This is a genomic window from Aliarcobacter vitoriensis (genome assembly GCF_003316695.1).
In the GTDB taxonomy this organism is placed as follows: Bacteria; Campylobacterota; Campylobacteria; order Campylobacterales; family Arcobacteraceae; genus Aliarcobacter; species Aliarcobacter vitoriensis.
This window is the reverse complement of sequence record NZ_PDKB01000031.1, coordinates 1-10,129: the sequence shown is the minus strand read 5'-3', so window position 1 is coordinate 10,129 and position 10,129 is coordinate 1. Positions and strand designations below refer to the sequence as shown.

Below are 10,129 nucleotides of genomic sequence, written 5' to 3'. Positions count from 1 at the left end.
CTTTGTTTTCTTTGTTTTCTTTGTTTTCTTTGTTTTCTTTGTTTTCTTTGTTTTCTTTGTTTTCTTTGTTTTCTTTGTTTTCTTTGTTTTCTTTGTTTTCTTTGTTTTCTTTGTTTTCTTTGTTTTCAGTTATTTTTTTAAGAAAAGGTATAATATTCTTGATTGTACTACCCATAGATGACATGATTACAGATAAAATACTTATAGCAATACCTATATATGAAATTAATAAATTTTTTTCAGATTCTATATCAATTCTTTTGTACTCTGCATATCTCTGTTCTAAAACTAGCTCTAAGTCTTGTAAATTATCTTTTATTGCCACAGAATCATTATTATTAATTGATGAATTTAAATTTTTAAGAACTATTTTTTCTTTATCAGGTAAATTCAAATAAGGTTCTTCTTTTTTTAATATTTTAATTAACTCATTAATTTTAATTTTATTTTTAATAAATATATCATTAGTTTGTATCTCATTCATACTTAAAACATAATAATCTTCAAGTATTATAGAATAACCAATTTCTTTAAATTTATTATTGGCTTTTCTATTATAATAATCAGTAATTTTTAATATTTCATCATCTTCCAACTCTTGTTTGCTCATTTCATCTGTTAAATATTTACTATAATCTTTAAACACAGTTTCTTGGAATTTTTGCCCTGATAAAGTATTATATATACCTCCAACTCCTGATAATAGAATTTGAATAACTATCCATAATATAGTACCTGCAATAATTATATCAAATAATTTTCCAGCAACCCTGTAAATGAATTTATCCATATTAGCCCCACTTGTATTTTTATCGGTTAATAATAATTTAATTTATAAATTATCAATAGATATATTTTTATTTTTCAATTTATCTTCAAACGTTAGAACATTTTTATAATTGTAAAAATTAAATTTTATTTTAGGTTTTTTATCATTTTTTGTATAAATAAAGAATGTAATTCCACTAACAAAACTTTTTTCTTTTTCAACTTTTGATATATCCAAATAATTAATTTCTTCAAATTCATTGTTATAAGTGAAAAGAATTTTTTCATTTTCATATTTTAAAAATCCTTTATCTAAAAGCCAACGATGTCTAATTAAAAAATAAAAGTAAACGATAAAAAATAAAACATAAGATATAAAAAATATAAATTTATTATATGGTAAACTAAAGTATAAAAATATTTCTTCAAAACCAAAAGATGTAGTAACAGAAACATATAGTATCAATGGAAATAAAATAGCTGAAATTTTTATAATTTCTCTATTTTTATAAAATACTTTTCTAATATTTATATCTTCCTTTGTATTTGTAATTGAACTAAAAAAAATAAAAATTGGATTATTTATTTGAGCATTTCTAAAATCTGCAACAGTTTCATTTTTAGAATTTTGTAAATTAAAAATATTAAAATCTTTATTCAAAATATTAATCCTTTGAAGAATATTTTTGTAATAATAAAATTAAATCTGTTTTCAATTCTTCTAATCTATTTTCTTTTGCAAAGCTATATACAGTATCTACTAACTTCAAAATATTCTTATCAATATCTAAGTCATTTCCATAATATGTATTAGTATTATCTTCTTTATTACTACTTTTATCTAAAACTGTACGATTTGTTGAATTTTGCAAATTATATATATTTGAATTAGAACTAAAAATGAATTCTAAAGCTTCAGGGTCTTTATTAGCAATAGTATCAGTCAATGCTCCTATAGCATTTCTACTTTTCCAATTTGATATAACTCCTTGAGTTATCTCCAGTTTGTTTGCTAACTGTGAAGCATTTGCCAAAGAATAATATTCAATTAATTTACTAATTGCATTTTCTGTTATATTCATTTTTAAACCTTTATAAACATAATTAAAATATTTTATATTAAATATTAAAATAAACCATAAAATATCTTGACATATATTTTAAATTTGTTTATAATACTATTCATATTTAAAATTTTATTTTATCACTTAAAATAAATTATACAAATATATTGCTATTTTAAAACTTAATGTTTATTAAATGGTGTAATAAGTTTTAAATAACTTATTAGAACAAATATGTAAATAAAAATAAAATAAAGGATAAAAATGAAAAGAGAATTAATTATAAATGTTAAGAAATTAAAAGAGTTGGTTTCTACTGCATTAGAAAAAAAATATGAAGATATAAGCTTTGAGTTCAATACAGAAGGTGATTTTGTTATTGAAGTTAAGCAAGGTCATTTTATAGAACATATATCTTTTTCTGATGAAAAAATTTTAAAAGAATTGGATTTAAAAGAATTAAATCTTGAGTTAGACTATGTTTCAATACATGAAAATGAGTATGCATTTAAAGTAGATGCAAAAGATGAAGAATTGGAATATGTATTTTATTGTAGAAAAGTAGGGGTGGAAAATGAATGTTAATGAAGAAATAGAGATATATCTCAAACAAATAAATGATTTAGGATTTTCAAAAATCCTAAATTTAAACAGTAAACAAACAGCTGGGATTTTAGGAGTTTCAGCTTCAAGTATTGAAACTTGGAGAAAGCAGGGCATTGGTATTGATTATATAGAAATTGGCTCAAGAATTTTATATCCAAAATTACAAATAGCTCGTTTTATGGCAAATAGAAAAGTACAAACTGCATAAATAAAGGCTTTAAAATGAGTAAAACTGTACCAAATTTTCTTTTTCCTACTAACTTTAGGAATGGAAAAAATATAAAAAGACTTATAAAAGATTTTAATGTTCAAGGCTATGGAATTGCTGTATATTTACTTGAAACACTAGCAGAAGCTGAAGGACATAAATATCCACTTTCTGATATAGATTTACTTGCTGATGAAATGAAAGTAAGTGTTCCAGTAATTAATACTGTAATCACTTCTTATGGATTATTTGAGCTTATAGAAAATGATGATGGAATTATATTTATATCTTCACAATTAAATAAATGGCTAGAGCCATATTACAAACAAACTGAACAAAAAAAATTAGCTGGTAAAGTTAGTGCAGAAAAAAGAAGAATTAAACAAGAACAACAACTTTTAGAATTGAGTCAATTAAACTCAACTCAACAGCCGTTAAACGACCGTTCAACAATAAATAAATTAATAAATAAAAGAATTAATAAAACTTCTCTTTTTTCTTCTACTGAAAATGAAGCTGAAAAATTTGAAGGATTAAATCAAAAAATGCTCAATCATCAAATTCAACAAGATAAACAAAAATCTAAACTTGAAGATTTAGCACAAGCCAGTAAAGAAAATAGGATTTATGAATGAAGTGTTCTGTAACAACTGGATTAAGCTATCAGTTCAAAAAAAGAACTCTACCAGTTGTTTGCTCACTTTTTTTAACGGTTTTTGCAAAACCTAAAAAGTCGAGCCCTTATCTTTCCTTTTTGTTGGCAAAGAGTTTACAACAAAGAATAGATACCTCATAATCAATCATAAACCTATCTAAAACGAACAAAAAAGAGTTGAAGCATACTTTGTATTGATTTTAATATAAAATCGTTCTATGTGCTTTAAAATGAATTTAAATAAAAACTAAAAAAGGAGAAAATTAAAATGGAAAATAAAGAGAGTTTTAAAAATATTATAGACGAATTGATTTTATCTAAAAATGACTTGATAGATGAATCTCATAAAATTTATAGCAGTTTATTTTATATAACACAAGCAACTTCAAGCTCAATAAATATATTTGAAGATGAGTTTACCACTGAAGATTTTAGAGAGTTTTCTAATGGTTTTGTAATAGCAATGAGAGATTTAAGAGAAAAAATAGAAAATGCAATGTTGTCTCATAATTTAAAATTAGAAGATATAAAAATAAAACTACTTTCAAAAGTCAGAGAACTAAGAAGAGAAGAGTTAGAAAAATATGATTTTGATATAGAAATAAATCTTTCAAAAAAGGAAGAATTTGAATTGGAGCATTTATAATGAAAAATCAAGAAATAAATACTATTTTAGATGATGAACTTGAACCGATTAGCAACAATGCTTTTACAAAAGTATTATTCACTGCAACAAATGAATTAGATTTTGAGAATTTAAAAGAATCTCTACAATTAAAGAAAACTTTTGGTGCGGAAAATTTAGAAAAAATCACTATGTATAACATTGAATCTTATGCTGAAAGTCAAGACTATCGTAATGATGATGAATTCAAAGAAGTAAATAGACATAAGCTACCTTTTCTAGAAGAAGATAAATATCGAGAATGGACACCAGGGAAAGATGATGGACCAAAAGATTTTATTTTAGAACAACCCCATTTTAAGTTATATAACGAAAAATATGAGTTAAATATAAAAATTGATGATGAAAAATTTACACTTAATCTACATCTTGATGATACTCATATTTTAGGTAATAAATTCGCTTCAAAAAATGAATATATACAAGATAAAATCAAAAATATAGCAAAAGAAAACAGTTGTGAATTGTTGCTTATTCATTCGGAAGATAGATTTGCTGATATAGTTGGAGAAAATTATAGTATAGGCTATATTAAAAATTTCGATAAAGATGGAAAAGATATAACTCCAGAAGAGATAAAAAAACGGAATGTCTATAGTCATCATAGAGAAGACAATATAGAATATTTCAGTAGGAATGTAAAATATTATACTGAACGAGAAAAAGAAGAAGATAGAAATAAATTTAAAGAATCTTATTCAAAAACATTAGAAGAACAAGCAAATTCTAAATCATTTAAAGAGTTACTTAAAGAGATAAAACTTGATTCAATAAAAGATTTAGCGAAAGATATAATTAAAAGACTTGGTGAAGATTGGAATAATCCAGTAACTTTTCTTGGAGAAGTCAAAGAAGCTTACAAATTCAACAAAGAAGCATTTAAAGATGATGTTGAAAAAAGAAAATCAATAAAAAAAGCTTTCAAACCAAAAGAAAAACAACAATCAAAAAGTAAAGATATGGAGAGATAAAATGAAAAAATATCTAATTAGTGCAATATTAAGCACAAATTTAATATTTGGTGCTGGTATTCCAGTTATTGATGCAGTTGGAAATGCTCAAGCACTAACTCAAAATATAAAAGAGATAGCAGAATGGGCAGAAGAAGCTAAAAGATGGGCAGATACAGCAATACATTATAAAAGTCAATTAACGGCTTATGAAAATGAACTTTTAAGTAAAACTGGTATTAGAGATGCAGTTAGTTTTGTAAAAGATTTAGATAGGCTTAAAAAGTATGCTGAATCTTATGGAGATGATTATTTGGATTTAGCCAAAGCAATGGCTAACCCAAACTCAAGAGTAGGAAATCAAGCAAGAAATCTATTTGAAAAATATAATGTTTTTGATGAATGCAATAATGCAATTTATAAAGATTGGCAAAAAGAATCTTGCCAAAATAAACTAACAAGACAAGTTACACAAATAGCAACAGTTCAAGAGAGTAATAAAATGGTAGATGAAACTTCTAAAAATTTAGAAGAATTATCTAAAAAAATATCAAACACTCAAGATATAAAAGAGAGCCAAGATATAGCAAATGCTATTAATATGGAATTGGCACAACTTCAAGTAGTTTCTATGAAGATGGATATGATGGAGAAACAAAATCAAGCTGTTGAAAAAGCTGAAAAAGAACAACAAATAAAACAGTATAAATCAACATTAAATAATCACTATGATTGGTCTAGCTTCGACTGGACAATAAAAAATAAATAATTGGAGAAATGATATGAAAAAAATTATATTTGGAACAGCTATAACTTTAGCTATTTTATTTACTGGTTGTGGAGAAAGTGCCGAAGATAAAGCAAAAATTGAAATGAAAAATAGAATTTTATCTATTGAAATTGTTAAAAACGATTTTAGAAAACAAGCAGAAAATATCACAAAAGAGTATGAAGCAAAATATGGTATGAATGCTAATGTATGGCTAGAAGAATTAAAAACAACAAATGAATTTAAAGCTTTAGTTAAAAAGTCTTATGACTCTGTAAAAAATAAACACCTGGACTATTCAACTATTGATTTTTCAGTAGGAAAAAAGGAAGATAAAAATGCTTCAAAATAAATTTATCTCATTTTTAAGAATAGTTTTAAATCCTTTAAGATTAATAAGTCTATTTTTCTTATATATAGGCTATTTCTTTGGATATTTTGCTGATTTCTTTGATAAAACATCAAATATACTCGTAAAAGAAGTAAATAAAACAGAGAAGAATTTAAAAAATATACAAATGAGTGATAAAACTGCAAAAGTAGTAATTGTAATTTTAATGATTTGCCTTTTTATGATTTGGTATAACCATTTGAATAAGGGGATAGTATGAAATTATTTCAATCTTTAGGTGATTTTATATCAAATATTTTAATGTTTTTAAATACTTCAAGTATTCAAGATATCATACAAGCCTTAACAGGTTTATTTGGTATAACTGTAACTCTTTGGATAATACTAGAAGCTTATAAGGTAATTGCTGGTAGGTCTGATAGACCTACACAAGATTTAGTTTGGAAAATGGCTTCTGCTATGCTAGTTATTTCAGTAGCTACAAATTCAAATGGTTTTTTAGATTCTTTAAAATTAGCTTTTGAAGAGCTTCACTATATGATGAGTGGAGATATCAATCTATATACAAAACTTGATATTTTATTTATGGAAGCTACAAAATTATCAAATGCAGTTAGTGAAGCGACTGGCTGGAGTGTTGAAGGGACAATAATATCGATTTTCTGCACATTCTTGATTTATTTAGGATTTATTATAGGGGTAGTTCCTACATTTCTAGTAATTACCTTTAGCGAATTAACATTAAAGGTACTATTACTAATACTACCAATAGCAATTTTTGCACTAGCTTTTGGTTTCTCAAAACAAATATTTACTCAATGGTTAAATATGTTTATTTCAAATGCTTTGACAATTTTAATAGTTGGATTGCTTATGAGTAGTGTAATTGATACATATATAAGTTTTCAAGTTACAGTAAATAGTCAAATAGGAATACTAGAACCAATGGGCTTAGCTTTTCAATCTCTAATTATAGGAATTGTAATGCTTGTTCTTGTAAAAATTAGCCATTCAATAGCTGAAAAGCTAGGAACTGTTTCAATTGATGCTTTATCTCAAGCTTCAACTAATGAAGCTAAAGATATTGCAAAAAATGGAATAAAACAATCAAAACTAATATCTAGAAATTTTAAAAGAGGATTAAAAGGTTAAAAGGAGATAAAAAATGAGAGTTCAATTAGCTCCAGCAAATCTTGAAATACTTGAGAGATTAAATCAAGAGTATAAAATCCCTATTACATCACTTGCTAACTCTTGCATATATGAAAAGTTAGGAGATAAAATTAAACTATTGAAAGAGTTTGATTCATCTCTTGGAGGTGATGACACAGAACTAAAAATAAGACTATATGAAAATGAAAGAGAATATCTTATAAAAGCTTCAAAACTAACTGGAATAAACTCTTTAACTGGAGTTGTAAAATATCTTATTTTAAACTCAATTTATGAAAAGAGATATATAACTCCAACAGAAATAGAAGCTTTTATTAAATTCAAAAGTGAAGTAAATTCTATTGGTAGAAACTTACACCAAATTTTAAAACATTTGAATATTCACAAAGAACTTAAAAGTGATAATTTAATAAACACTATTCAAGAATTAAATATAAAAATAGATCATACAAAACAAGAGATAGATAATCTCTTGAAATATACAAACAAAAGATTTAAAAAACAAGGATAAATAATGAGTGAAATAGTTGAAGAGGAAGAGATAGAATTCATACCAATAAATGAAGATATTGTTATTGAAATAGTTGATTTAAGATATGCCAAAAAAAGCTTAGTTGTAGAAGCTATTTATCAAGATATACTATTTACATTTAATGTATTTTGGACAAATAAATTTTGTAGTGCTGATAATAAATTTTCTTTTAAAATACTTGATGAAGATAAACAATTAGTAGCCCCTGATTATAAACTTATTGCAAAGTTTGATGTTACAAAAACAGGTTACTTAAAATGCTTGAGTGCAAGGATTTTAGATGAGTAGAAAACCAAATTTTGATGAAGATGAACTAAAAGCAAAACGAGTTTTTACAAAAATAGAGAGAAATTCTAAAAGTGCATTTGCATATAAGCATAAATCAACTGTAAAAAATACTAAAAAATTTGATACTCCATTTTCAAAAGAAGTAGTTGTAAAATTAACTGGAGCAAGTAATAACTATCAACAATGGAAAAAACATTTTAATTACAACATAAAAAAATTCGATTATACTTTATTTGAAGATGAAAATATCATTTATAAAGGTGAAGATGAACTCAAACAGTTTGAACAATATTTTAATGATTTTGGTCCACAAATACCAAATCAAAGTGAGATAAAAGGAAAAGGTAAAAGAGAAGTTTTACAATTTGCTTTTTCTATGAAACATCATGAAACAACACCAGCTGATAAACTCATGGAAGCAGTTATAAAAACTGTAAAAGAGAAATATCCAAATAATGCTAGTTATTTTGTATATCATAGTGATACAGATAATCCACATATTCATTGTGATTTAAAAATAGCTGGAGCTGATGGAAAAAGAATAGATGTAAGAAAAGCTGATTTATTACAATTAAGAAAAAAATTTGCTAAAAATCTTAATGATTTAGGAATAGAAGCTTATGCAACAAGCAAAAAAGAAAGACTAAAAGATAAATCTATCATCAAAGATAGAATAGAAAATATGAAAAATCATCATTATGAAGTGTCAGAGTTTGGAAAAGCTAAATACAAATTTGATGATAGAAATAGTGAAAGCTACTTTGTAAGCTATAAAACAAAAAATGGAGATATTACAACTATTTGGAGCAAAGAACTAGAAAAATTAATCAAAGATAATAATATAGTTTCTGGAGAGTTTGTTAAATTCCAAAAAGTAGATAAAGTTACAGTTGAAAGAATTATTAGAAAAAAAGCAGTAAATGGAAAAAGAGAAGTTTTTACAAAAACAAGTTTTAAAGATGTTTGGGATTGTTCTATTAAAGGAAGAGCTGAAAAAGATTTAATAGTAAACCCAAATATTAAAGATAAAAAAGTATCTTATAACTATGAAGAACAACAATTAAGTGATATTGAAAAGAAAAATGCTCAATTCTTAAAAATGAAAAAAGAAAGAGAAGCAAAACAAGGGTTAAATATTTCATCTAATGTAAAAGGTAATAAATTTAGCCATTTAAAGAAAAAAGATGATTTAGAGAGATAAATTAACAGTTGGTAGAGACCCCCACACCCTCTACACATCGAGACCTGCCGACAGGGGAGCTAATGAAAAAAGATTTATCATCTGGCTCAAAAGAACATTCAACTGTTAAAACATGAAGATGGTAGGTTCGCCCAATTCCTACACTCAAGCCCAAAGTCTTGACGGGCTGGTTCAAAAGAACAGTTCATCTTCAAAAAAAGAATCGTTGGTAGGTTCGCCCAATTCCTACAATGTAGGACAAGAGAGTCCAGCCTACAAGAGCGATGTTACATCTAGTGTAATTTCAACGATTGCTAAAAGAATTATACCACAAATAGGGAACAAATGTAATTTTTCATGCAAATAAAAAAAGAGCCAGAGAATTTAATAGTTTATTGAAAAAGCAACAGTTGGTAGAGACCCCCCCACACCCTCTACACCATCGGATAAACCGACTCGGGGGCTAACAGCAAATGATTTGCTATCTAGTTCAAAAGAACATTCAACTGTTACTAACAAAACTATTATACCACAAAATAGTAAAGTTATTTTTTGAATAAATAATACTAAAATGACACAATATATACTGTATTAGTGTAGATAAAAAACTTCTAAATAGGGTTAAATATGAAAGATGTAGATAAAATTGAAGACAGTGAAAATTGATATATAAATCTAAACTTTAAAATAAAGGATTTAATAATGGCAACATATATGGAAAAAGATGTGTTAATTGAATATGTTGGTGGTGCTATTGATTTATTAATTAAGAAACACAAATTGCATATTAAAACATGCAAAAATACAAATTGCATATTAAAACATGCAAGAACACAAATTGCATATTAAAACATGCAAAAATACAAATTGCATATTAAAACATGCAAGAACACAAATTG

Annotated in this window: 16 protein-coding genes; 13 read left to right on the top strand and 3 right to left on the bottom strand. The window is 25.4% G+C overall.

From position 1 onward, the window contains the following. From CRU91_RS12315 to CRU91_RS11875, 3 genes are all read right to left on the bottom strand, one after another. Positions 1-790, bottom strand: a 790-nt coding sequence (locus tag CRU91_RS12315) for a hypothetical protein (protein WP_222718474.1), incomplete at its 3' end; no start/stop codon positions are given. A 42-nt stretch (positions 791-832) separates the two neighbouring features. Then, a complete protein-coding gene (locus tag CRU91_RS11880; protein WP_113895434.1) occupies positions 833-1,429 on the bottom strand; it encodes a hypothetical protein in 597 nt (198 codons plus the stop codon). 4 nt (positions 1,430-1,433) lie between these two features. Then, positions 1,434-1,850, bottom strand: coding sequence for a helix-turn-helix domain-containing protein (locus CRU91_RS11875; protein WP_113895433.1), 417 nt, complete (start codon positions 1,848-1,850; stop codon positions 1,434-1,436). 246 nt (positions 1,851-2,096) lie between these two features. On the opposite strand from CRU91_RS11875, the gene CRU91_RS11870 reads away from it, so the two are divergent. The 13 genes from CRU91_RS11870 to CRU91_RS12310 all read left to right on the top strand — a co-directional run bounded on the left by CRU91_RS11870 (position 2,097) and on the right by CRU91_RS12310 (position 10,079). Further along, positions 2,097-2,417: a hypothetical protein gene (locus CRU91_RS11870; RefSeq protein ID WP_113895432.1), complete on the top strand. Its 321-nt coding sequence runs from the start codon at positions 2,097-2,099 to the stop codon at positions 2,415-2,417. Then, positions 2,407-2,646 (top strand): helix-turn-helix domain-containing protein, encoded by a 240-nt coding sequence (locus CRU91_RS11865; protein WP_113895431.1) that lies wholly within the window; start codon positions 2,407-2,409, stop codon positions 2,644-2,646. Before CRU91_RS11870 ends, CRU91_RS11865 begins: the two co-directional genes overlap by 11 nt. 14 nt (positions 2,647-2,660) lie before the next feature. Next, positions 2,661-3,281 (top strand): Lin1244/Lin1753 domain-containing protein, encoded by a 621-nt coding sequence (locus CRU91_RS11860; RefSeq protein ID WP_113895430.1) that lies wholly within the window; start codon positions 2,661-2,663, stop codon positions 3,279-3,281. A 288-nt stretch (positions 3,282-3,569) separates the two neighbouring features. Then, a complete protein-coding gene (locus tag CRU91_RS11855; protein WP_113895429.1) occupies positions 3,570-3,947 on the top strand; it encodes a hypothetical protein in 378 nt (125 codons plus the stop codon). After that, on the top strand, positions 3,947-4,957 hold the full coding sequence (locus CRU91_RS11850; RefSeq protein WP_113895428.1) for a hypothetical protein: 1,011 nt from the start codon (positions 3,947-3,949) through the stop codon (positions 4,955-4,957). The genes CRU91_RS11855 and CRU91_RS11850 overlap by 1 nt, the downstream gene beginning before the upstream one ends. A gap of 1 nt (position 4,958) precedes the next feature. Then, a complete protein-coding gene (locus tag CRU91_RS11845; protein WP_113895427.1) occupies positions 4,959-5,705 on the top strand; it encodes a type IV secretion system protein in 747 nt (248 codons plus the stop codon). A gap of 13 nt (positions 5,706-5,718) precedes the next feature. After that, positions 5,719-6,057: a hypothetical protein gene (locus tag CRU91_RS11840; RefSeq protein WP_113895426.1), complete on the top strand. Its 339-nt coding sequence runs from the start codon at positions 5,719-5,721 to the stop codon at positions 6,055-6,057. Next, complete coding sequence (locus CRU91_RS11835) at positions 6,044-6,316, top strand: hypothetical protein (RefSeq protein ID WP_113895425.1); 273 nt, start codon at positions 6,044-6,046, stop codon at positions 6,314-6,316. The genes CRU91_RS11840 and CRU91_RS11835 overlap by 14 nt, the downstream gene beginning before the upstream one ends. Further along, a complete protein-coding gene (locus tag CRU91_RS11830) occupies positions 6,313-7,209 on the top strand; it encodes a type IV secretion system protein (RefSeq protein WP_113895424.1) in 897 nt (298 codons plus the stop codon). The genes CRU91_RS11835 and CRU91_RS11830 overlap by 4 nt, the downstream gene beginning before the upstream one ends. A gap of 13 nt (positions 7,210-7,222) precedes the next feature. Next, positions 7,223-7,741: a hypothetical protein gene (locus tag CRU91_RS11825; protein ID WP_113895423.1), complete on the top strand. Its 519-nt coding sequence runs from the start codon at positions 7,223-7,225 to the stop codon at positions 7,739-7,741. A 3-nt stretch (positions 7,742-7,744) separates the two neighbouring features. Then, on the top strand, positions 7,745-8,050 hold the full coding sequence (locus tag CRU91_RS11820) for a hypothetical protein (RefSeq protein WP_113895422.1): 306 nt from the start codon (positions 7,745-7,747) through the stop codon (positions 8,048-8,050). Further along, on the top strand, positions 8,043-9,251 hold the full coding sequence (gene mobP1 / locus CRU91_RS11815; protein WP_113895421.1) for a MobP1 family relaxase: 1,209 nt from the start codon (positions 8,043-8,045) through the stop codon (positions 9,249-9,251). The genes CRU91_RS11820 and mobP1 overlap by 8 nt, the downstream gene beginning before the upstream one ends. A gap of 681 nt (positions 9,252-9,932) precedes the next feature. Next, complete coding sequence (locus tag CRU91_RS12310; protein ID WP_222718473.1) at positions 9,933-10,079, top strand: hypothetical protein; 147 nt, start codon at positions 9,933-9,935, stop codon at positions 10,077-10,079. Positions 10,080-10,129: the final 50 nt, after the last annotated feature.